This window comes from Barnesiella sp. An22, from assembly GCF_963931395.1.
GTDB classification, from domain to species: Bacteria; Bacteroidota; Bacteroidia; order Bacteroidales; family Barnesiellaceae; genus Barnesiella; species Barnesiella merdigallinarum.
In genome coordinates this window covers 1,713,362-1,734,288 of sequence record NZ_OZ007014.1, presented here as the reverse complement: position 1 = coordinate 1,734,288, position 20,927 = coordinate 1,713,362, and the positions used below count along the sequence as shown (strand labels likewise).

Annotated in this window: 22 protein-coding genes and 1 pseudogene; 13 read left to right on the top strand and 10 right to left on the bottom strand. The window is 44.0% G+C overall.

The genetic code is table 11. From position 1 onward, the window contains the following. The first annotated feature begins 745 nt into the window (after positions 1-745). The 8 genes from ABGT88_RS07010 (at position 746) to ABGT88_RS06975 (ending at position 7,904) form a co-directional block, all read left to right on the top strand. Entirely contained in the window at positions 746-1,768 is a 1,023-nt protein-coding gene (locus ABGT88_RS07010; protein WP_192921160.1) for a type IV toxin-antitoxin system AbiEi family antitoxin, read from the top strand. Beyond that, entirely contained in the window at positions 1,746-2,594 is an 849-nt protein-coding gene (locus tag ABGT88_RS07005) for a nucleotidyl transferase AbiEii/AbiGii toxin family protein (protein ID WP_072544873.1), read from the top strand. The genes ABGT88_RS07010 and ABGT88_RS07005 overlap by 23 nt, the downstream gene beginning before the upstream one ends. After that, complete coding sequence (locus tag ABGT88_RS07000) at positions 2,581-3,216, top strand: PP2C family serine/threonine-protein phosphatase (RefSeq protein ID WP_072544872.1); 636 nt, start codon at positions 2,581-2,583, stop codon at positions 3,214-3,216. Before ABGT88_RS07005 ends, ABGT88_RS07000 begins: the two co-directional genes overlap by 14 nt. 424 nt (positions 3,217-3,640) lie before the next feature. Beyond that, positions 3,641-4,228, top strand: coding sequence for an SMI1/KNR4 family protein (locus tag ABGT88_RS06995; RefSeq protein WP_072544871.1), 588 nt, complete (start codon positions 3,641-3,643; stop codon positions 4,226-4,228). A 25-nt stretch (positions 4,229-4,253) separates the two neighbouring features. Continuing rightward, on the top strand, positions 4,254-4,907 hold the full coding sequence (locus tag ABGT88_RS06990; protein WP_289543086.1) for a hypothetical protein: 654 nt from the start codon (positions 4,254-4,256) through the stop codon (positions 4,905-4,907). Further along, positions 4,904-5,758 (top strand): ankyrin repeat domain-containing protein, encoded by an 855-nt coding sequence (locus ABGT88_RS06985; RefSeq protein WP_289543087.1) that lies wholly within the window; start codon positions 4,904-4,906, stop codon positions 5,756-5,758. Before ABGT88_RS06990 ends, ABGT88_RS06985 begins: the two co-directional genes overlap by 4 nt. Positions 5,759-6,017: 259 nt before the next feature. Further along, positions 6,018-7,403, top strand: a complete 1,386-nt coding sequence (locus ABGT88_RS06980) for a transposase (RefSeq protein ID WP_346700154.1) — start codon at positions 6,018-6,020, stop codon at positions 7,401-7,403. A 297-nt stretch (positions 7,404-7,700) separates the two neighbouring features. Continuing rightward, positions 7,701-7,904, top strand: coding sequence for a hypothetical protein (locus tag ABGT88_RS06975; RefSeq protein WP_346701203.1), 204 nt, complete (start codon positions 7,701-7,703; stop codon positions 7,902-7,904). A 684-nt stretch (positions 7,905-8,588) separates the two neighbouring features. Here ABGT88_RS06975 and ABGT88_RS06970 read toward each other — a convergent pair. The 8 genes and pseudogenes from ABGT88_RS06970 to mobA all read right to left on the bottom strand — a co-directional run bounded on the left by ABGT88_RS06970 (position 8,589) and on the right by mobA (position 16,108). Beyond that, positions 8,589-9,149, bottom strand: coding sequence for a hypothetical protein (locus ABGT88_RS06970; RefSeq protein ID WP_346701201.1), 561 nt, complete (start codon positions 9,147-9,149; stop codon positions 8,589-8,591). A 12-nt stretch (positions 9,150-9,161) separates the two neighbouring features. Next, on the bottom strand, positions 9,162-9,413 hold the full coding sequence (locus ABGT88_RS06965) for a DUF6926 domain-containing protein (RefSeq protein WP_289543203.1): 252 nt from the start codon (positions 9,411-9,413) through the stop codon (positions 9,162-9,164). A 10-nt stretch (positions 9,414-9,423) separates the two neighbouring features. Beyond that, positions 9,424-9,681 carry a hypothetical protein gene (locus ABGT88_RS06960; RefSeq protein ID WP_346701199.1) on the bottom strand — a complete coding sequence of 86 codons (258 nt, stop codon included), beginning with the start codon at positions 9,679-9,681 and terminating at the stop codon, positions 9,424-9,426. 235 nt (positions 9,682-9,916) lie between these two features. Beyond that, entirely contained in the window at positions 9,917-11,143 is a 1,227-nt protein-coding gene (locus ABGT88_RS06955; RefSeq protein WP_346701197.1) for a TraM recognition domain-containing protein, read from the bottom strand. 4 nt (positions 11,144-11,147) lie between these two features. Next, positions 11,148-12,800, bottom strand: a complete 1,653-nt coding sequence (gene ltrA / locus ABGT88_RS06950; protein ID WP_346701195.1) for a group II intron reverse transcriptase/maturase — start codon at positions 12,798-12,800, stop codon at positions 11,148-11,150. A gap of 639 nt (positions 12,801-13,439) precedes the next feature. After that, positions 13,440-14,360 (bottom strand): annotated as a pseudogene (locus ABGT88_RS06945) (YWFCY domain-containing protein); the annotation flags it as partial. 34 nt (positions 14,361-14,394) lie between these two features. Beyond that, positions 14,395-15,648, bottom strand: coding sequence for a conjugal transfer protein MobB (mobB, locus tag ABGT88_RS06940; RefSeq protein WP_346701193.1), 1,254 nt, complete (start codon positions 15,646-15,648; stop codon positions 14,395-14,397). Position 15,649: 1 nt separating this feature from the next. After that, positions 15,650-16,108: a conjugal transfer protein MobA gene (gene mobA / locus ABGT88_RS06935; protein ID WP_072544866.1), complete on the bottom strand. Its 459-nt coding sequence runs from the start codon at positions 16,106-16,108 to the stop codon at positions 15,650-15,652. Between the two features lie 673 nt (positions 16,109-16,781). On the opposite strand from mobA, the gene ABGT88_RS06930 reads away from it, so the two are divergent. Genes ABGT88_RS06930 through ABGT88_RS06915 form a run of 4 tightly spaced genes read left to right on the top strand, consistent with a single transcriptional unit; the run spans position 16,782 to position 19,199 of the window. After that, the gene (locus tag ABGT88_RS06930; RefSeq protein WP_072545507.1) at positions 16,782-17,549 is read left to right on the top strand and encodes a ParA family protein; all 768 of its coding nucleotides are present in this window, start codon (positions 16,782-16,784) and stop codon (positions 17,547-17,549) included. Continuing rightward, complete coding sequence (locus ABGT88_RS06925) at positions 17,546-17,983, top strand: DUF3408 domain-containing protein (RefSeq protein ID WP_072545506.1); 438 nt, start codon at positions 17,546-17,548, stop codon at positions 17,981-17,983. Before ABGT88_RS06930 ends, ABGT88_RS06925 begins: the two co-directional genes overlap by 4 nt. A gap of 2 nt (positions 17,984-17,985) precedes the next feature. Next, entirely contained in the window at positions 17,986-18,441 is a 456-nt protein-coding gene (locus ABGT88_RS06920) for a DUF3408 domain-containing protein (RefSeq protein WP_072545505.1), read from the top strand. A gap of 2 nt (positions 18,442-18,443) precedes the next feature. Further along, complete coding sequence (locus ABGT88_RS06915; protein ID WP_083535697.1) at positions 18,444-19,199, top strand: DUF4122 family protein; 756 nt, start codon at positions 18,444-18,446, stop codon at positions 19,197-19,199. Between the two features lie 163 nt (positions 19,200-19,362). Here the strand turns inward: ABGT88_RS06915 and ABGT88_RS06910 are convergent, their stop codons facing one another. After that, the gene (locus ABGT88_RS06910; RefSeq protein WP_072544865.1) at positions 19,363-19,668 is read right to left on the bottom strand and encodes a hypothetical protein; all 306 of its coding nucleotides are present in this window, start codon (positions 19,666-19,668) and stop codon (positions 19,363-19,365) included. A 13-nt stretch (positions 19,669-19,681) separates the two neighbouring features. Continuing rightward, a complete protein-coding gene (locus tag ABGT88_RS06905; protein ID WP_204970460.1) occupies positions 19,682-20,263 on the bottom strand; it encodes an SLOG family protein in 582 nt (193 codons plus the stop codon). Between the two features lie 365 nt (positions 20,264-20,628). Here ABGT88_RS06905 and ABGT88_RS06900 point away from each other — a divergent pair, with 365 nt between their 5' ends. Further along, a complete protein-coding gene (locus tag ABGT88_RS06900) occupies positions 20,629-20,925 on the top strand; it encodes a DUF4134 domain-containing protein (RefSeq protein ID WP_072544864.1) in 297 nt (98 codons plus the stop codon). The last annotated feature ends 2 nt before the right edge of the window (positions 20,926-20,927 follow it).

Here is a 20,927-nt window from a genome sequence, read left to right as displayed (position 1 = left end):
AAATATATAGGAGAAAATTTGATAAATAATTGATTTGCAATATGTTAGGATATATATTACATCTTGTGTCATCACATTACACCGCAGGCTGGAGAAAACACAGCGGAAATGCGTGGGAAAACGGCGGGAAAAGGAGGAAAAAGCAAGGAACGAAAAAGGAAAGGGAAAAAGGCCGGACAGACACGGACATGACGGTACACTCTGCCGCACGGAAGAAAAGAAAAAACTGTAATTATGCAGAGTTGGGAGCGAGCTGCTTTTGTCCCCCTTGATGTGTCCTTTTGTGACAGGACGCGGAATTCTGTTTACGGGAATAACAGGATGGCGTAATCCATTGGGACGGCATACGGGAGCATGGTTCTCCCGTCGGATTTTTTTTTTGACCTGTATCTATGCGTCGTAGGTCGCTTCGCTTGCTAAGTCCCGGTACTTTCCCCAACTCGGACGGCAATACCGGAGCGTTTTTTCGGGCGGAAAATTACCGCAGGGAATTTTGTGTCCCGAAAACCGGAGGCTTGAACGTGGAGGTATTCGCCCTCCGAGTTACCTTCTCTGAAGGGACTTATCAAGTGAAGCGGGGCTTATGGCGGAATAATTTTCATTACTGTTTCGTTCATTTATATTCTTGCGTTCATTTATAATGAACATATATGAAATAATGAACAAATCTCTTTGAAATCCAAATTATGTTCATTACATTTGCAGTGTTCATTAAAAATGAACATCACTGAAAAATGAACTGATTATGGTGTTAACAGAACTTGAAACATTGAATATGGCTTTGGAGGCTTTACGGGAAAAACTTGTATTGCCCAAGGAAACCGTCATTCTAAAAGAGGACAACACATACAAGAATTTTGATGCGATTGTTCAAATTATGGATGTGGAGTTTCTATGTGAAGTCAAAAATACGGTGACAACTGCTACCATTGGGAATATTACAAACCGACTAAAGATATTGGGAACAATGGAAAAGCAACCGGTACTGCTGATTGCAAAATATATTACGCCAACCGTTATGGACAATCTGGCAAGCAACGGTATCAACACTCTTGATTGTGCCGGTAATTGTCATATCAGATATGCAAAAGGAAATAAGATAATATTTCATCTGGTGAATAAAGGAGAAAAAAACACTTTAATGGCTGAAAAGCCTTATCCGGCATTTCAGGAAGCAGGATTGAAAGTCATATTCTATTTATTGCAGGAATTTACCAATGTGAACAAACCGTACAGGGAAATACAGAAAGCGACAGGCGTATCTTTAGGGGCAATTAAAAATGTATTTGATGTTTTGGTGGAGAGGAATTTTATTCTTATGACCGGCAGCAAGCGGACATTAAAAAACATCAATGCCCTTTTAAATTTATGGACAGAAAATTACAATCAGGTATTGAAGCCTAAATTATTGCTCAGCAGGATGACATTCCGTACCAATGAGCAACGCATAAAATGGTTGGCTATGGATTTGCCTGATGGAATGTATTGGGGTGGAGAAAGCGGAGCGAATATGGTGGATTCTTATCTGGAACCCGGTGCTTTTGATATATATACACAAATCCCTGCCGCACATTTACTGAAAAAAGGTTTTGTAAGATTTGATGAGACAGGGGAGATAAGAATATACAAAAAATTCTGGAATTGGGAAACGGAAAACCATCTTGTTCCTCCGATTCTCACATACGCAGATCTGATAGGTAGCGGCAATAGCCGTTGTATTGAAATGGCTGAAAGACTTTTGAACAATGTACTTAAAGATTACAAGTGAGAAAATAGCCAATCCACTATTGGTGGAGTTGCTGAAAAAATTGACTGACAGTTTCAACCGTATGGGGCGTGAGTTTTATGTAATCGGCGCGACAGCCCGGGATATAATTATCCGTCAGCTTATCGACACCACATCCGGAAGAAGAACAAAGGATTTGGACATTGCTATTGCAATACCCGATTGGAGTGTCTTTGATGAGATCAAGGAGGTTCTGGTTGCAGACGGTTTTAAGAAGTCCACCGATATGCGTCAACGCTTTTATTATGGTGAATATGAACTGGATATTGTCCCGTATGGTGTCGCCAAGGACGATGACAATATCTATTGGCCGCCTGAAGAAGAGATTGCGATGTCAGTAAAAGGCTTTGACGAGGTGCTGTCGGAATCCATAACTGTCAATATAGATGGCGAGTTTGATATCCGAATAGCATCCCTTCATGGCCTGTTTCTGCTGAAATTCAATGCATGGTTGGACAGAAACATCGAAACGAGTAAAGATGCTGAAGACATGTCGTTTATTCTGTCCAATTATTTCATGGCCAATCTTGACCGTAATGTTTATACGGAAGTTTATGATTGGGAAAATTTTGATGAATATATTGTCGGAGGATATTGGCTTGCCCGTGATCTGCTCCTGCTTTTAACTAAGGAACAGATAGTCTATTACAAGGACTGCATCGAAAAGGAACTTGAGAAGGATGATGAGAGCAGGTTGTTCAATCAGATTATAGAAAATTGCTATGGCTTGACCTATGAAACTGTAAAGGAGGCCTGGCAAACCATTGCAGATGTTTTCCAAAAAGCAATAGAAGATGAAAACGATTGATTTCAAAACCATCAGTTTCCCCGGGAAAGACAAAAGTAACGAGGATTACATCCTATGTCATAAACTTTCCCACAATTCCATTATAGCCATTCTTGCTGACGGAATGGGTGGTCTGTCATTTGGAGCAGAGGCTGCAAAAATCGTATCCGAGTCCATAATGACAACAGCCCTTGATAAGATTCAACACAATTTACCGGCGGACGTCTTACGTATGGCATTCAATGCTGCCGATTCTGCCATATACGGAAAATGCAGAGATTTGAAATGTAAGATGGGAGCCGCCGTAACCGTTGCCCTGGTAATTGATGATTCTTTGTATTATGCGTGGCAAGGCAATGTCAGGCTTTACAAAGTACATGCAAATGAGGTAATGTTACTGACAACAGACCATGTTGTGGCCGATGCTGATGGCACGTTCCTTACACGATGTGTCAATGGCAAGGGGTTTCGGGAAAATATTCCTGTCATATATGAAGAACTGAAAAATACCGATAAAATCTTTATCTGTTCTGATGGTTATTACCGGCATGTCCATTTGACTGAATTGTCAAGAAATGTTACTGTCAATTTTAAAGAAGGCGCTTCTGATGACTATTCTTTGATAGAAATTTATTTCACATAATAATGAGATTTATGAAAGGTTTGTCTGGAATAAAGAACGATTATTTTGAATATAACCTGTTGTATTCAACTTTCGGGAAAATATAATTGAGTTAAGAATAAATAATTAGCAACCCTCTTTTGTTGAGATAGCTAAATCATTGAACTAAAATCTAATACACAGTGTGATTCCGATGATGAAGATGGGTATAATCCGTATGCGAATTGGCATATAATATTTCCTGTCCCATAAGACGGATAACGAGTACTATTAAAGATAAGTCAATCGAATGATTCTGAATAATTTTCAATCATTATAAAGATAGTCTGTCTTTCATGGGAGATTATATGGAATGTTTCATATCTTTGTAGATAGCCATTGATTTACAATATCTTTGGCGATAATCCGAAAATAATAGTACTAACCGTCAGACAAAAGAATAATCATGGATAAGAAAGAATTAGAAAATCTATTGATGCGATTCTCCCATTTGGGAGTCACCCATTCGAAAAACGGAGCGTTGATGATTGGAAAGGCTCCGCATATTGCCGAATTTGCCTGGCTTAATGTCATGTACCCCTGTATTACAGAAGCAGAAGTATGCGATTTGGAGAAGAAACTGGGATGCGCTATTCCTGAAGTTTACAGGAATTTTCTGATGAATGTATCCAATGGCTTTGATATAATGAATTGCACATTGGCATTACATGGCTGTAGAACATCATACAACAGAAGCGATTTGGATTCATGGTATCCATTCAGTCTTGAAGATATTCAGAAAAATGAGCGGCCTAAGAATGCCACACAGGAGATGTTCTTTTTTGCTTCTTATAATTATGACTGTTCAAAGCTTTATCTTAATACATCGGATAATAAGATATACTACTGTGACCGTTACGACACGACTCCATTGAAATCATGGGATTCGCTATCAGACATGATTACTTCTGAGATAGAGAGGATATTTGGTCTGTTTGATGCAGATGGGCGAATATCCAATAGAATGGCTCCTACAACCCCGGTTGTAAGATAAATGAATTTTTATTAGCTCAAAAATTATGATTACTACTTTCGATAAAATAGTAAATGATTTAGCTCAACTTGATTTTTTCTCTGGGTATAAATTCAGAAAAAGAGACTATTCTCTTTTCTTCAAAACAGAAAGTGGGAAGCAGTTTATTGAGTTAGACCATTGGAGAGACAGAGACACAACATCGTCACTCGTCATATATCCTATCTATGGTGTGAGGTTTGATATTCTCCATAAATGGTTTGAAAAATTCAGCGTGAAGACCTTACAAGATCAAAGAGACAGGGCAAGCATCAGCTTTTCAGGTAGTATGTTGGGGCTGCAGGATGAATTGAATTTTGATACAAATGGAGACGGATATTCGAATGAATTCGAAAACTTTCAAATCATTCTAAAATGTGCAGAATATGTTTTCTCCGAATATTCGTCGCTTGATAAACTGTACAATAAGACCATCTTGCCTGTATTGGATGGAGAGACCGAACTTCCTGATGTAGGAGCTGATTGGATATTCATAGACATGGCTTTGTGCAAATTGGTTGCTCCCGCTAATTTTGACAAGTTGAAACAGATTATACTGTCTCATGTAGAAAAAATGTACGCACACCAAGAGCCCAATATACTGGATTATTATGACCGTTTTGAAGATATTTTTCATTATTTAGAGCATAAAGGAATATGAAAAGAATGAACCAAGGTAAAATTGCTTTTATTTTCATCATATTGATAGCAATAGCCTGTCTGTTATTTTCTTGCTCAGATTTGAGTAGGGAAAAAATCGTAGATAAATCGGAACTAACTGGCAGAGATTATCGTCTTTTCCAGAATACGCCAGCTTGGGAACTGGCCAAAGCTGTGGAGGACGAAAATACAAAAAAGATTGACAAGATTGTTTCTGAAAATCCGGAGATAATCAATTATCAAGAATCCAAATACGGCAATACACTCTTAATGCTGACAATTATGAATCAGCAGCTTAAACCATTTAAGGCATTATTAAAAAGAGGGGCTGATGTCAATATACATAACACATTTGATGGCACATCTTCTCTTATTAAGGCTTGCTCTTCTAAATTCTACAACATTACTTTTGTCAAAATGCTGATCGAATATGGCGCTGATGTAAATGATGTTGAAATAGGAGAAAGGCGCAAAGAAAACGGCACACGGCTTACTCCATTAATAGCGGCTTCCAGAACTGGCAGATTAGATTTGGTCAGATTTTTAGTGTCTAAAGGAGCTGATGTAAATTACCAGAACGAATTCGGTCAATCAGCGTTGAGTAAATCTGTAATGGTGGATGAATATAAAGTAGCTTATTACCTGTTGCAAAATGGAGCTGACTATAATCGTCCCATTTACTACCGATTTGATAATTCTGTACCAATCGAAAAGAGAGATCCAAAAGATAAGGGGAAGCCAATGTATTTGTGGGATGTACTGAAAGAGGATTTATCAGAATTTGGCACAAGTGAGTATAAATATAAAATGCTAATCATCGATTTCTTAAAAAGTAAAGATAAGGTTAAATGAAAAAAATGATAATTATATTATTGTCCCTTATTATTGGATATGCTCTATATTGGGGCATATCCAACAATGATTATAAAATGGATAAAAAACGAATTATCGTAGGCGAATATAAATTAGGGACTGTCGTAAAAAGAATAAAACTTTATAACGAATTGATTGCCAATGTAATATAAAATTTGTATCTTAGCTAAAGATAAAAAGAATACCTCCAATTGCCCTAGAAAAGCCAAATTTGGAGGTATCGCAAAAATTAATCTGCATGGCTAAGGTACAAAATTTCTCTGAAATATCACCCGATCTTCCTTTCACGGAGTTCGATTTTTATGAATTGTATAGGCGGACGTTCGAGACTAGCGAGCTGGGAAAAATCAGGAAGAGGCTGCCGCTTGGTGAGATGGCAGAGAACTTTGGACTGATAAGCAAGAGCATGAGAGCGAAGAAAGGGCGAAAAACATACTTCACCCCGGAGGGCAAGGTTGCGCTGATGTTCCTGAAGATGTACACAGGTCTGAGCAGCCCGAAGTTGATGGAGCATCTTAACGGCAACGTCCACTATCAGCTCTTCTGCGATGTGAGAATAGACCCGATGCATCCTCTGACGAACTACAAACTTCTGGACGACGTGTTTTCGGAGCTGGCCCGCGGGCTGAAGATCCAACAGCAGCAGGAGATACTGGCAAGAGCCTGGAAACCGTACATGAAGGACCTGGACACGATGTATACGGATGCGACCTGTTACGAGAGCGAGATGCGCTATCCTACGGATGCGAAGCTTCTGTGGGAAGGAATAGAGAAGTCATATGAGATAATGTGCACTCTGAGTGCCAAGCTGAATGTGCACCGTCCGAGGACGAAGTACGTAGACGTAGAGAAGGCCAACCTGTCGTACAGGAAGCGGCGCAGGCATACGAAAGTCCAGACCAGGAAACTGACCAGACGCCTGCTCAACCTTTTGGGGAAGATACTGAAGGAGACCCGCACACTGGAGAGGGAGAATGCAGGCGCGGAGAAATTGCTGACAGCCAGACAGAAGAGCGATATTGAAATCATCACAAGAGTGTACCGCCAGCAGAAGGCCCACTTCGAGAACAACAATCCTCGCGAGAGTGTCAAGGACAGGATAGTGAGCATCAGCAAGCCGTATGTGAGGCCAATCGTGAGAGGCAAGGAAGTGAAGAGCGTAGAGTTCGGTGCGAAGTGCAACAACATCCAGGTTGACGGACTCTCATTCATCGAGAAGCTGTCATTCAATGCCTTCAACGAGGGAACCAGGCTTACGCACTGCCTGAAGATGCACCGAAAGCTCTTCGGTGTGGAGGCGAAGAAGGTCGGAGGAGATGCAGGCTATGCCGGCAGCGCCAACAGGGGGTACTGCAAGGATAGAGGAATACAGACGTCATTCGTCAAGCGTGGCCGTCCGTCCTTGGAAAAGAAAGAGAACGACATCATCCGCAACGAGCTGGCGAGGGTGAGGGCAACGAGGATGGAAGGCTCGTTCGGAACGCAGAAGGAACACTATGGCCTGAAACGCATCAAGGCAAGGACGAAGTTGACCGAAATCCTGTACATCTTCTTTGGCATCCACACGGCGAATGCAGTACAGCTCGTCCGGCGGGAAGTCAACGAAATTGCTCAGGCTGCCTGATGTTCGAGGTGAGTGAGAAACGGCCCTTTCACTGGAGTATTGGCTCCAGTTGGGTCCAAAAATGAAAAAAGGGGCTCCGAAACGGAGCCGAAAATATAAAAAGATGAGTTCGATCGGAAAAATTACCGGGACAGTCTGCCGATTGACTCATAATGACGGAATTAAACGACTGTCCCTAAATTAGATATATATCGCACGGAACTTGGCGCTTATAAGGATTCAATAGATAAGTACAAACATTTAATACTGACTTTCAATCGAGATATGACCTTTTCTTTGAATTTCCCAGTGCCTTTTATGGCAGCTTCTCATGGTATATGGGAAGTTGGAGGCATGGATGAGTGGTGTAAATTGATTTATTCTAATAATATTGTTGACCAATTCGGGATTCCTTATTATGATAACGGAGATTCTATACTATATATCAATTCTGCGACCCCACATTACTCTCAAAGAAATATATCTGATGTATATAAAATTTTCTTTGTAAAAATAAAATAATGTCCATCGTTTATATAGGCGCATGGACATACAATAGCCACAATCCCATTATTAAAGGCACTGGAACATAACAAGATAAAAGAACAATTATGGATAAGAAAGATTTGGAAAAACTGTTAATGCGATTCTCTCATTTGGAAGTTACTCATTCAAAGAATGGTGACATTATTTACGGGTAATTCTATAGGTGAACATTTAGATTATTATATCGATGATAATTTTGATAAAAATAACGGAGCTTTGTTAAAGTGGTGAGAATGGATTATATATATTATAGAATGTATGTATGGTACAAGAGAAAAAATGATTGTGCCATAGTAAATAGTATATTATTTATAACTTCTGTTAAATTCTTTTTGTGTTTCCCCATTATGGGGATTGTAATAGCATTTTTCGAGAGTGACAAAAATAATATGACTTTAATGTTATATTTAGTATATGCTATTTTAATGCTTATGCATTCATTGATAAAGTATATTAGGCAAACCAATTCTATATTAGAAAAGTACAAACATTCGAAATACAATAGAACAATACATAACTATGTAATATATAGCATATTACCGATAAGTGTAATTGGAGGGATACTTTTTTATGTTATACTTTATAAAACTGTTATCATTCCATATGCATTAAGAGGAAAATTCTTTTTCCTAATTGATTGTTAACAATAAGAGCGCATTTTCAACCTCTGAATTTTGAGAGTGTATCAAATTGCAATATATTTGATGCACCCTCTCTTCTCTTTTTATTTTGCCTGTATAGTTCTTCATATTCACCGAAGCTGAAACATCCTGTTATGACAAAATCTTCCCCGCTTTTGTCAGTAAGCGACAGCAGACTGTCCAGTGTATCGCAGTAGAAGAAGATTTCATCGTCCATTTCAGTATCGGAATCCATGTCCAGTGCTATTCTTGTCTCCAGCGTCTCCAAGGTGTCATTCCAGCGTATGATGCATTCGAGAAAATGCGGTTCATGTCCCTTTTCAGTACGGTAATCCTGATATTTTTCACGGATTTCCTTCTTGATTTCCTCCGGCTTCTTCCAGGAACTGTCATCCACGATTTCAAGACTCAGCCCCTCGACAAGCAGGCACGTGCCTTTGTCATATACCATCAGGGTACGTTTTCCCATGTGTTTTTTTCTTAAGTTTACCCAATCGGGAATGTCCCACCGTTCGGTAGTCCATACTCCCCGGTAATTTTCAGGGACAGCGAGGTATTCGCTCAGTGTCATTCTTTTCATTTTTCTGTGTATTTATGGTGAAACAAAAAGAACCTTGCAGGTCTTGCAAGGCTCTCCAAATGCGGGATAGCGGTCAAACTCGTTGCAGGCGTCCCAATCCACGCTCATCGTGTATCCTTTCGGGAAATGTGTGCCGACAAATTTTTCAATCATGGCCCGTTCCTCTTCGTTCAGGCTGCCGTCCTCTTCCGTTCCGTATTCCAGGGCATATATGGCCCATTCGGGAATATTGTCCCATTCCGTCTTTTTCATGTGCGCTGCCATAGCATACCGTTTATGCGGCGGAAAGTCTGCCGATTATCTCCTGAAGTTCCTGTTCCCATTTCCCGTCGCCATTGCTGAAGGATGGATAGGTAAGCTGGTACCAGTTGTGGTAGTCGAAGAGTTTCATCCTCAGCGGATAGTAGTCGAATATTTTCCGGCCGTCCCTAAAGATGCGGATATGATTTATACCTACGTTCATGGCCTGTAGTCCGTGTCCGTTTAGAATCTCATGGAATCTTTCCATCGGGGTGAAGTTGCTTCTGCTCATATCTTTCATTTTTTTGAGTTAGACATCTGCGGCTTGTCAAGCCGGTATTTTATTTCTTGCCTGCCTTTCTGTCCCGTGCCGGATTGCGCAAGGCTTTGCGAAAAAATACCGGAGCACTCGTGCGAGGATGATTTTTTCAGCAAACCACGGAGGGGCCCGGCCTTGCACAATCCAGCGGGCACGGGACGACCTTTGCAGGCGGAAATAAAACAGCGGTCTCCCTTTTTCTTTATTTTCAGTCATTGTTTTCTTCTCCCTCCTGCTGCGGGATGAGGTGTCTCAGCTCCGGATCATTTTTTATTCTTTCCATTTCTTCTTCTATTATCTGCAAGACATCCGCCTTTATCTGCGAGTAGTTGCGGTCAATCTGTTGCTGCATGATATCGTTTCCGTCCGCGTCCCTGAACTCGTTGATGACAGGAATTTTCTTGTAGGCTTTCATCTCTTCCGATACCTTTGCGCTGTCCACGATGATGCGGGCATGGAAAATCTTCTGGTCTATCTCTTCCCCGAAATTGTCTGCCACGCTGCCCACGAACGTACCCTGCGAAAGGTTGGCTATCTTGGAGGCCGGTATCAGGGAATCAAGCTGCGTATTGATGGAAGTCGAAGTGTCCTGACGGTTGATGGATATGGACTGCCGCTGCTGAAGAATCTTGCCGAACCGTTCCGACAGTGATTTTGCCGTTTCTCCAACCACCTGTCCGCTGAAGATGTTGCCCACCGTGTTCTGGATAACCTTCGCCTCCTTGTCGCCGTAGTCACGTGCAAGCTGCGAGAAGTCCTGGAAGCCGAGACAGACGGCCACCTTGTTGCTTCGGGCGGTCGCAATCAGGTTGTCGATACCACGGAAATAGATGGTCGGAAGCTCGTCGATGATGATGGAACTTTTCAGTTGTCCTTTCTTGTTCACCAATTTGACGATGCGCGAATTATACAGGCCGAGAGCCGCCGAATAGATATTCTGCCTGTCCGGATTATTGCCCACGCAGAGGATTTTGGGGTGTTCGGGATTGTTCAGGTCAAGGGTGAAATCGTCTCCCGTCATCACCCAGTAAAGCTGTGGCGAGATCATTCGCGAAAGAGGGATTTTCGCACTTGCTATCTGGCCCTGGAGCTGGTCTTGAGCTCCGCCTTGCCATGCGTCCATAAAGGGGGAAAGATAGTTTTCGAGGGACGGATAAGAGGTAAGAATCGTGAAGATATCGGCATACGGCTTGTTAAGAAATTCGATTGCATGAGGGAACGTGCAATACTTTCCGTCCTTGTAAATCCGCAAATACCAAATGATTGCGGCAAGCAGGATAATCGGTGACTCCACGAAAAAATCACCCTGTTTCTGTATATCGGGTAAGTCAGAGGCATTGCTGCCTCTTCCTCCCCTAAGAACCGTACGTGAGAGTTTCCCCTCATACGGCTCAAGCAACTCAATATTCCTATTTGTTATTAGAAATCGGCTCATACTTTCAACATTTTCGTTTATTTTGCTTGTAGCAGTTGTTGTGGACAAGTTGTCGTACAATCGAACCGTTAACATGTATTTCGTTGACGTTCCATGCTTTCGTACAATCTATAACTTTTCCACATAACGGACATGTCCGATTCTGCTTGTTCCATAAATATAAGAGAGACTTACGTCCTTTGAGAGATTCCAGCATTTGTTGTTCCTTTCGCTGAGAGAAATAATCATCATAGTCAGGGTCGAAAGGATTTGCTTCACCCTTGATTTGTTTATACGGAGTATAATGTATATCCGACAACCTTTTAAGAGTCAAGTAATTTACTTTCTTGTTCTTTGATTCATATTTCCATGCAAATGTCCATTTACGCCCCCGAATTTCATACCAATACTTGCCTGCCACCCAGGTTATGCGTTTCTTCGGATGACGGCGTAAAGCCCATTGTTTCGTGAGGTTATAAATGTGGTAGTCGCAATCATGAAAAGCAGCGGTTGATGCACCATATCGGTAGTAATTTCCCCAGCCTGTAATTACAGGATTGAGCATTCGTATCAGCGATTCCTGCTTGCACGTTTTATGTCCTTTAACGATGTCACTGATTTTAGTTCTAAAGCGTTTCTGTGCCTCTTTTGACGGTGACGTGTATAGCCTTTTGCCAAACTTCCTTATATTGAAACCTAAGAAATCAAAACCTTTGTATATGTTTGTAATGGTAGTTTTCTCTTCGGATAAAGTAAGACCTCTTTCTTTGAGAAATTCTATTACTATAGGTTTGACCTCGTTTTCCAAAAGCTCCTTATCCCGACCTGTGATTATAAAATCGTCCGCATATCTGATAAGATTCACTTTGTAGTGGAATGTCTTATAGTTGATGAAACGTCTTTTGAATCTTTCAGCCAAGAGTGGTTGAAGTCCGTCAAGTGCCATATTTGCAAGTGTCGGTGATATGATACCTCCTTGTGGTGTACCTTCTTCTGTCGGGAACAGTTTGCCATTGAATACAGCTCCACATTTCAGCCATTTTCTGAGTATCGTCTTATCCATAGGAATATGATTAAGAAGCCAGTCGTGGCTGATGTGGTCGAAGCAGCCTTTAATATCTCCCTCCAAAATCCATTCGGGGGAATGTTGGCGGTTTAGAACCGTGTCAATCTGACGGATAGCGTCCATTGTCCTACGTTTCTTGCGGAAACCATAGGAAAAACGGTCGCCTGTCGTTTCGGCTATCGGTTCCAAAGCCATTAGGTATAATGCTTGCATCGCTCTGTCTTTCATTGTCGGTATTCCCAACGGTCGAAGTTTGCCGTTCTTTTTCTTGATATGAACCCTACGGAGCGGTTGAGGTTTATAACCACGGCGTTTGAGTTCATCAATTGCTTTGTACTTGCGCTTGGGAGAATCCCAAAGCTGTTTATCTACTCCAGACGTATTCTTCCCTTTGTTGGAAGTAACCCTCTTTACCGCCAATGCCTTGGCGTAAAAAGAGTGAGTAAGCATCCATTGTAAGGCTTTTACCTTATTATGTCTGCCTTCTTTCTGAGCCTTTACAATACGCGCTTGTAGCTTTCGGACATAGGTTTCACACTTGGACCAGTCCATACTGTCCCAAGTCTGATTCCTGTTGTCAGCAGGCGCACACGATGTTTTAGTTTCGTTCATTTGCTTTCCTCCTTTTGAAAGTTCTATAAGTTATCTTGTAAAGAGTTACCATATACGGAAGTCTGCCCACTTTCGTGTCGGATGATGTCACCAACAGCAACCCGTGATGTCGATTCAATCCGTATCCACCCCATTACAGGATGGCGTTCGCTTTTTCCGTTATCTCATACCTGCACCCCATTCGGCTTGCCTTGCGGTTTGCTTACTCGTTTTCTTACGAGAGAGATACAGGCTTGCCCTGTTCCACGTAATTGACAAACGGATAGTTTAGGTTCTGCCAAGTCCGCCGGCAGTTCTGTGTCCGTGTAACCCTAACATGGGCAAGGGTTATCCGACTGCTTACCTTTTGGTGAGAGCTAAAGTATCTTGCGCTCCTTCAAACCTTACGACGGCTAAAGTCAGTTCACTTACGTTAACCATGCTATCCAGCCTCGCCACTTGGCGGTATGATACTAACCACCCTTGACTTTCCCTCACGGTTCAGTCTTGTCCTTTCGGAAAGTGTACTTTGTCCTATAAGCTTGGCACAACCCATCACTGGAGATGCACCTTATAGTAGGCTACCGCTGACGGAACAGCGGGTTAAATCTTACAATATACATTGTTGTTTAACAATCAATTACGTGACTTTCCAGGTCACACCCAGGTCTTGTTCAAATTGAGCATTATGGTATAGGCACTTTCGTAGGCATCGCTGATGTCTGCCATGAATTTTGGATTGATAGGATTGCAGCGGTGGCTGCGTCTGGGGTCGTCGAAATTGATGACGTAGAATTCCGGTTTGACCTTGTAATGTTGTCTGTGCTTGAGCAGATGGTTGTAGGCTATCTCCGAAAGGTCCGGAAACTTGTAGTCATAGATATACATGGCAAAGGATTTCTCAATCTGCTGTTTGATGTAGTTGTTCACCACGGCATAGCTCTTTCCGGAGCCTGGTGTTCCCAGTACGATAGAGGCTCTGAACGGGTTTACGATGTTGATCCAGCCGTCCCATTCCTTGCCCTGATAGACAAATTTCGTGGGCAGGTTGACGGAATACTCGTTTTCCATAAGCCTTGTTTCCTGCATGAAACTTTCGTTGGCGGTGTTGAATACGTCTTCCATGAGGTTGTGTTTCAACATACGGCTGATCCATATTCCCGACATAAGCAGGAGAATGTAGCCTGCGGTGAGCGTCAGCGTATATACGGTAGCATTCACTGTCGTACTGAACGGCAGGTCGAGCATCCACCAGTTCATGAAGAACAGGACGATGCCGCCGAGGAAGGCGGCGTATATTTTCCGCCACGTCATCTTCTGGTTCTTGACACCTTTCGTACCCAGACACGAAAGTCCCAGGAATATGAAGGCGAACACTTTCGTCACGAGCAGGTTGCTGAACAGTCCTGCCGTCCTCTGGAAGTTCAGCAGAATCCTGTCCACGACTCCGATGTTGATGCCCATATCCACGAATGCGCTGTAGCAGAACCAGTAGACATGGATCACAATAAACACGATGGAAATGGCACGCATGAACTCCATGACCTTGGCCAGTCCTCTTAAATCATCTTCTTGTTGCATAACTGTAAAAATTTTGATGGTTGGTAATTAACAATCAGGATATGCCGCGTGAACGGCGTTTCTTCTTTTTCTTGCGTTGCAGTCTGCGGGCGAGTGCCTCCTCCTGCGGGTCCGGTCCGTTGATGTCGGGACTGAATATTCCGAAAGCCTGCTCGATGGCGCTTTCCATGTTGTCGGAAAGGCTCTCCCGTGTGGAGGCATATTGTCCGGTGGATTCCGGCTCCGGAAATTCCTGCGGCCTGTTAAAAAGCTGTTCGAAGGCGTTGGCGGAAAACTCCTTGCCCAGACGGGAACCGTTATATACCTCACGGTTCCTGTGGTCTATGAAGGTCACGCCGTAGATACGGCCTTCCTCGTTTTCCCTGAGCACCACGTCAATGCCCTTTTCCCCGAGCAGCCGGATGAAATCTTCCCGGTTTCCTCGGCAGCTGTGCATGGCCAGCGTGACGGCATCATGGATTTTCGGCTGCCACTTCCGGTTCCTGAAATCTCGGACATTGACGGCAATCCTTTTTTCTATCCCTTCGTAGCCGAAGCGCTTGCCGATGAGCAAAGACTTGATGGGCGTGCATACCGGCCTGCCCGCATCGTCCGTCAGGGTATATACGATGCCGTTGTAAGGTGAGCCTTCAAATTCTCCCCGAACCTGTTTGGCCTCGATGTTGAAGCATGAGAGCATGGCACTGAACTCCCCGAATGTCTGAAAGCGGTAGGCGGTGAACACGCTCTTGAGGATATTGCCGACCTGACGTTTCACGTCCCCGTCCCGGTAATCCGCTTTCTTTAGATACGGTGCCAGCAGTTCATTCCGCTTGTCTGCCACAGGTTTGAGCCCGAATTTGTTTTCCAGTTCCCGGCAGGCTTTCATCGAGCGGTTCCATTCGTATGCGTCACTGATTTTCTCGCCGTTCTCCTTTACGCAGGTGGAGACGATATGGACATGCCTGCGGTCGATGTCCTCATGCAGATAGACGATGTAGGGCTGGTCGCCGTAGCCCATCTTCTGCATGTACTCGCGTGCCAGTTCCGCGAACTGCCCGTCCGTGAGGCGGTCGTCCACCGAGGGATTTAGGGAGATGTGCAGTACCGGCTTCTCCGTATTTCTGTTGGCGGCGAGGTAGCTCTCGAAAGCCCACAGCGTCTGCTGCATGACATTGTGGAGATTTCCGGTGAGGTCGGTAATCATGCGGTTGCCCGCGATGATACGGGCGGTTGCCTCGTCCACTTTACGCTGGTTGTAGATGACCGCCCCGTAGAGCGATACACCCCGGTTGATTTTAGCCACCATTCTACTGTTCCTCCTTCCTTCTTTTTATCAGGTATTCCTCCTCGAATTCCCGGGTAAGCATGACAATCCGCTTGCTCAGTACCACCAGGTCAATGGTAGCTTTCTCCAGATTTCGTAACAGGGCGAACGCCCGTTTCTCGCCGAAATTGGACTTGACTGCCTTCACCGTCTGGTTGTAGTTGTTGCCGATGGCCTGGAACTGGTGGTAGAAATTAGTCAGCCTGATGTAGTAGTCCATCGCCGCCTTGTCGATTCTGACCACCTTCATTTCGCGTCCGAAAATCATCGCCTTGATGAACTTGGAATGCTGTTTCAGTCCAGATTTCTGGAACAGGATTTCAAAGTGGCCGTTCTCTTCCGAGTTCAGCCGTACTACATAGCGGTGTACCGCCGGGTCTGTTTTCGGCTTCCGTCCCGCACCTTTTCTTGTCTTTCTTTTACTGTTTTCTTCCATACGCATTGAGATTTTCTGTTGCTGATTTTCCGTCATGGATTTCCGACTTTGGAGGAAATCCCTCCCGAGCCTTCAGGCGAGCGGCAAGTTTGTTTTGAGTGCCCGAATTTATTTCGGGTGCCTCAAAACACAACTTGCTATGTTCGCTTGAACATGAATTTGCCTGAAGTCAAATTGAGTTTTGACCTTCAGCCTCATTCTTCGGCTTCGGGATAACTCCATCCGGCATCCATTCCGTTGTCGGTGGCAAAGTTACGGCGGTATATCTACCTATAAAACAGCATGTTATATGTAACAAGATGTCATACGATGACAAGGGTCGTCACCGTCTCCGGATGATGGCGATTATTCGGGAAAATCCTTTTTTATTTGCAGTGCGGACGGTTGCAACCGGCCTTCTGATAGCGGAATAATGGTCATATTATCCGATGATTCCGGTAACGGTCGGGATGATGGAAGCAATATCGGACGGGACCGTTGACGGATTGTCATGACCAACAGACAGACCGCGGATGGAAGCGATGTCGGAAAGATGCGGTAACAGTAGCATCAAAGGTTATGACACTGGATGATACCGTTAATGGATGCGGATTTGGATGGTTGGAAAGAAACGTCTGCGGATTCACGGATTAGTGGATGACACCGGTATTTATTCAATAACAATTAAAAAGAAAGACTTATGAGTAAAGAAACTTTGTTCGTTGCGATTAGCAACCAGAAAGGAGGGGTCGGGAAATCGGCCCTGTCCGTAGTACTTGCCAGTTACTTCCATTTCGAGAAGGGACTGAACGTGGCTATCGTTGATTGTGACTCTCCCCAACACAGTCTCGTACGTATGAGGGAGCGTGACAAAAAAGCTGTTTCCAACAGTGCCTATTACCGGCAACTGATCAAACAGCAGTGGAACCAAGTGCAGAAAAAGGCCTATCCCATTGTAGGCTCCACCGCTGAAAAGGCAAGGGAGGCGGCTGATGCGATTGCGGCAAGCGGGGATTACGACCTTATTTTCGTGGATCTTCCCGGAACGGTCGAGTCCACCGGGGTATTCCGTACGATTGTCAATATGGATTACGTGCTTACTCCCACCGTTCCGGACCTGATTGTGATGCAGAGTACACTGTCCTTTGCCACGACTGTACTTGACCATATCAAGAAGATGGAAAATACTCCGTTACTCAAGGACATCTTCTTTTTCTGGAACAAGTTGAAAAAACGTACCAATGTGGAGATTCTCAGGTCATATTCGGAGGTCATGAGAGAGCTGCATCTGACAGTCCTTGACAGCACGCTTCCTGACCTGTGCCGTTATGAAAAGGAGATAACCCATGCCAAGCGTGCCTTTTTCCGTTGCACGCTGCTGCCGCCTCCAGCCAGACAACTGGAAGGCAGCGGTCTGGTGGAACTTGCGGAAGAGCTTATGGTCAAACTTAAACTTGGACAGTCATGAAAAAGAAAATCGTTGAGGTGGACGAAGATGTCCTGAAGGAAATCATTGTCGGCGACATACCTGTTTTCGGCAAGGACAGCCCCGCCCCGAAAGAAAAGTCCGTGGAACATCAGGAAGCGAAAAGTCCCGCTGCAACCGTACCGGCAGATACTCCAGTGGAAAAGCCCGCCGTGGAGAAGCCCAAAAGGAAAAAGGATGAAACCTTCGGATACCGGGAAAGGTTTCTGGTCAACATACCCGCGTCAAACCGTTCCCATGTGTATATCAACCGTGAAGTGGCCGAGTGCATTAAACGGGTACTGCCTGTCATCGCTCCGGAGATGAGCATATCCGGCTTTATCAGCAATATCCTTGTGGACCATCTGCAGAAACACTGGGACGAAATCAACGAATTGTATAACAAAGAGTATTATAAACCATTAAAACCATTTTGATTATGACACAGATTATTTTTCAGGCCATTGTTGCCTGTTGCTGCATTTACACTGTTTACAGATTGTCATTGTTTATTTTCCGTAGGCTGTCCAAGGGCAGGAAAAACGGAAAGGATGTCTGCGATGTTTCTGTTGAAACAGCAGACATGACAAAACCGGACAACAGGGATGACAATACATCCGGGATTACGTTTGAGATATTGAAAGATTTATCTGCTTCCGAGTCTCCGGGAACCGGTTCTTATAAATCCTCCTATCTGGTAAGCTATCCTGTAGGCAACCGGATACAAGTATATATCAATCGGGAGAGTTATGCCTACATCAAGCGTTTTCTGGCAGTTACCGCTCCTGAGGTGCCCATTTCCGGTTTTGTAAACAGGATTATAGATGAACATTTGAAGAAATACGAGCATGAGATGTCAAAGCTGTACACGGAATGTATCACCAAACCTTTATAATTATGACTGCGATAGTTTATTTTACCGTAAAGGCAGTATGTGCTGTCTATATATTGTGCCATTTGTGGACATTCATTTTCCACAGACGTATGTACGGAATATGGGACCTCATTTTAAGGCTGATGCGGATTGCCCGTGTCAGAGTGTGGAGATACCGCAGACAACGCAAGGAAGAGGCGGAACGTCTTGCCCGCAGAAAGGCAAGGCGCAGAAAGCCAGAAACGGATAAGTCCAAAGGAAAAACCGAAACGACTGTTCCGTCCTCTTCTTCGGATGACGATGATGTGATAGGCAAGACAAAGGTCATCTATCTGGAAGATCCGAAAGTTTCAAGGATGACTCCAACCCGTTCCGAGCCGATGGAGAAAATTCCATTGGAGGAAGACAAGGATATCGGTTCTGATGATGTGGAGCTGGGAAATAAAGGACTGACTGAAGAAGAACGTGAGGAGCTGATGGCTCCCGTAGATGCCGAACCCGACCCGGATTTCAACACAGCATTGACAATCGAGGAAATAAACAACGTGGCGGAGGTACTTACATCCGGGATTGTTGACGAACAGAAAGCCCTGCGTGCCGCAAGAACCATCCATTACAAACTGAGTGAAACGGAGATACTGGCTTTCCTGACCGACAAGCTGAGCAATCTGGAGAAGGTGAACGGTTTGCTTGACAAGTATCTGGGAAACCGGAAGGGTGTATCAGGAAGAAAAGACAGTAAGGAAGAAGAGCCTTTCGATATAGACAAGTATGCGTGATCAGGAAGTTCAAACGTGGCCATCCTGAAACGGTCAGATGAAGGAGATTCTGGTTGAATCTGAAAGAGTGATACATACAGGATAACTTTAGTTTCATACCCCTGCTTTCCCTTTTTTATATTTAGGGGGAAGTGGGGGTATGCGATATGAGACGGTGGATATCCTATTTCCTATCCGGGTACAAAAGGTCGGGACTGACATTGATGAAACGTACGTAATCCTCCGTATGCGCGAAAGACTCGTCATTGATTCGTCCAGCCAGTTCATCGGGTGTCAGACATTCCACATCGTAGAATGTCTCGTCTTCAGGATCATCCAGACTTCTGGCGGGGGATTTCCTCCACATCTCAATGATTTTCTCATCAGAAACGTCTCTGCTGAAAAAACCGCAGTTCCATACAAAAGCGAGTAATCGTGTTTCTCTTTTCCCTGTATGGTCAGGGATTGTAATCTGTTCCTTTGATTTCATAAGTTTCTATTTTTTAATCTGTCCATTTTATATTCGGTTTATTTGGTTCATGATTGTTTTGCAATGCAGTTATGTCCGTTATCACTTCTCCAGTAAACAGATTGATGACTTCCCGTCCAGTTTCCACGGCCTTTTTCACGGTATGGTATGTACCTCCGTTGCACACGTTGTCCCAATATGCTATTACCATTGAAGCCCTGCTGACCATATAGGTGTCACGGCGCAGGTAACATCCCCTGTAATATTTTTCTGAAAGCATCACTACCCGGTCAGCCTTCTTAAGCAGTTCCCTGTAAAGCAGCTGGTCTTGCGGGTCAAACCATTCGGCTTGGGCTCTGAAAGGGATAGCAGCCACCAGTGTCATATCCTCATATTGTTCTTTCAGTTGCAGGACAGCTTCAGCCGCTATCATGTCGAACCCTTCTGCCATGCCCGAATAAAATTCTCTGAAACCTTCTTCATAGAGGTTTTTTATCATAGTTATGACCTTTCCCCTGATTTGTTCGCTGAGGTTCCGGTAGTCCTTGTTTTCCTGCATCAGTCTTTGCTTCCGGTGTCCCGTGAATGCCGCTACCTTTTTTTCTTCCTGTTTCATGATGTTCTGTTTTTTGTTCTACATGTTTCCGGTATATGCCGGAGTTTGATTTCTTGCAGGCTTTTCTGTCCCGTGCCTGGATACTGCAAGGCTTGTCGGGAGAAAATACCGCAAGCGCAGCGAGGATGATTTTCTCCAGGACAACCGGAACGGCCTGCCTTGCAGATTCCGTAAAGGCACGGGCTACCTTTGCCGGAAGAATCAAAGGCCGTTTTTCCATTGTTTTTCGTCGTCGGAATTCCCCTGCCGATGTAACGTAATGACACCCGATGTCACGCATCGTCAATGTTGTAAATCAATGAGTTAAGCATTATATATTCGTGGTCGAAATCATTTTTTGTCTCACCAATTAAAAGTTTCGACACATGAAAAAAAGATTCTTTTTTGCAGCCATGATGCTGCTTGCAACGACAGGGGCTTTCGCCCAGGGTAATGGTATCAGCGGTATCACTGAAGCCACCAACATGGTCACTTCCTATTTCGATCCGGGAACCAAACTGATTTATGCCATCGGAGCCGTGGTCGGCCTTATCGGAGGCGTGAAGGTCTATTCCAAGTTTTCCTCGGGAGATCCCGACACCTCCAAGACGGCAGCCAGCTGGTTCGGCGCCTGCATCTTTTTAATCGTAGCCGCCACAATCTTACGTTCATTCTTCCTCTGATT

Bases quoted from the DNA above. Each gene is read 5' to 3' on its own strand.
- ABGT88_RS06920 (WP_072545505.1), top strand. From the start codon at position 17,986: ATGACACAGATTATTTTTCAGGCCATTGTTGCCTGTTGCTGCATTTAC.
- ABGT88_RS06905 (WP_204970460.1), bottom strand. From the start codon at position 20,263: ATGAAACAGGAAGAAAAAAAGGTAGCGGCATTCACGGGACACCGGAAG.
- ABGT88_RS06990 (WP_289543086.1), top strand. From the start codon at position 4,254: ATGATTACTACTTTCGATAAAATAGTAAATGATTTAGCTCAACTTGAT.
- ABGT88_RS06960 (WP_346701199.1), bottom strand. From the start codon at position 9,681: ATGAGCAGAAGCAACTTCACCCCGATGGAAAGATTCCATGAGATTCTA.
- ltrA (WP_346701195.1), bottom strand. From the start codon at position 12,800: ATGAACGAAACTAAAACATCGTGTGCGCCTGCTGACAACAGGAATCAG.
- ABGT88_RS06910 (WP_072544865.1), bottom strand. From the start codon at position 19,668: ATGAAATCAAAGGAACAGATTACAATCCCTGACCATACAGGGAAAAGA.
- ABGT88_RS07010 (WP_192921160.1), top strand. From the start codon at position 746: ATGGTGTTAACAGAACTTGAAACATTGAATATGGCTTTGGAGGCTTTA.
- ABGT88_RS06970 (WP_346701201.1), bottom strand. From the start codon at position 9,149: ATGAAAAGAATGACACTGAGCGAATACCTCGCTGTCCCTGAAAATTAC.
- ABGT88_RS06975 (WP_346701203.1), top strand. From the start codon at position 7,701: ATGGCAGCTTCTCATGGTATATGGGAAGTTGGAGGCATGGATGAGTGG.
- ABGT88_RS06965 (WP_289543203.1), bottom strand. From the start codon at position 9,413: ATGGCAGCGCACATGAAAAAGACGGAATGGGACAATATTCCCGAATGG.
- ABGT88_RS06930 (WP_072545507.1), top strand. From the start codon at position 16,782: ATGAGTAAAGAAACTTTGTTCGTTGCGATTAGCAACCAGAAAGGAGGG.
- ABGT88_RS06985 (WP_289543087.1), top strand. From the start codon at position 4,904: ATGAAAAGAATGAACCAAGGTAAAATTGCTTTTATTTTCATCATATTG.
- ABGT88_RS06955 (WP_346701197.1), bottom strand. From the start codon at position 11,143: ATGAGCCGATTTCTAATAACAAATAGGAATATTGAGTTGCTTGAGCCG.
- mobB (WP_346701193.1), bottom strand. From the start codon at position 15,648: ATGGTGGCTAAAATCAACCGGGGTGTATCGCTCTACGGGGCGGTCATC.
- ABGT88_RS06900 (WP_072544864.1), top strand. From the start codon at position 20,629: ATGAAAAAAAGATTCTTTTTTGCAGCCATGATGCTGCTTGCAACGACA.
- ABGT88_RS06925 (WP_072545506.1), top strand. From the start codon at position 17,546: ATGAAAAAGAAAATCGTTGAGGTGGACGAAGATGTCCTGAAGGAAATC.
- mobA (WP_072544866.1), bottom strand. From the start codon at position 16,108: ATGCGTATGGAAGAAAACAGTAAAAGAAAGACAAGAAAAGGTGCGGGA.
- ABGT88_RS07000 (WP_072544872.1), top strand. From the start codon at position 2,581: ATGAAAACGATTGATTTCAAAACCATCAGTTTCCCCGGGAAAGACAAA.
- ABGT88_RS06980 (WP_346700154.1), top strand. From the start codon at position 6,018: ATGGCTAAGGTACAAAATTTCTCTGAAATATCACCCGATCTTCCTTTC.
- ABGT88_RS06915 (WP_083535697.1), top strand. From the start codon at position 18,444: ATGACTGCGATAGTTTATTTTACCGTAAAGGCAGTATGTGCTGTCTAT.
- ABGT88_RS07005 (WP_072544873.1), top strand. From the start codon at position 1,746: ATGTACTTAAAGATTACAAGTGAGAAAATAGCCAATCCACTATTGGTG.
- ABGT88_RS06995 (WP_072544871.1), top strand. From the start codon at position 3,641: ATGGATAAGAAAGAATTAGAAAATCTATTGATGCGATTCTCCCATTTG.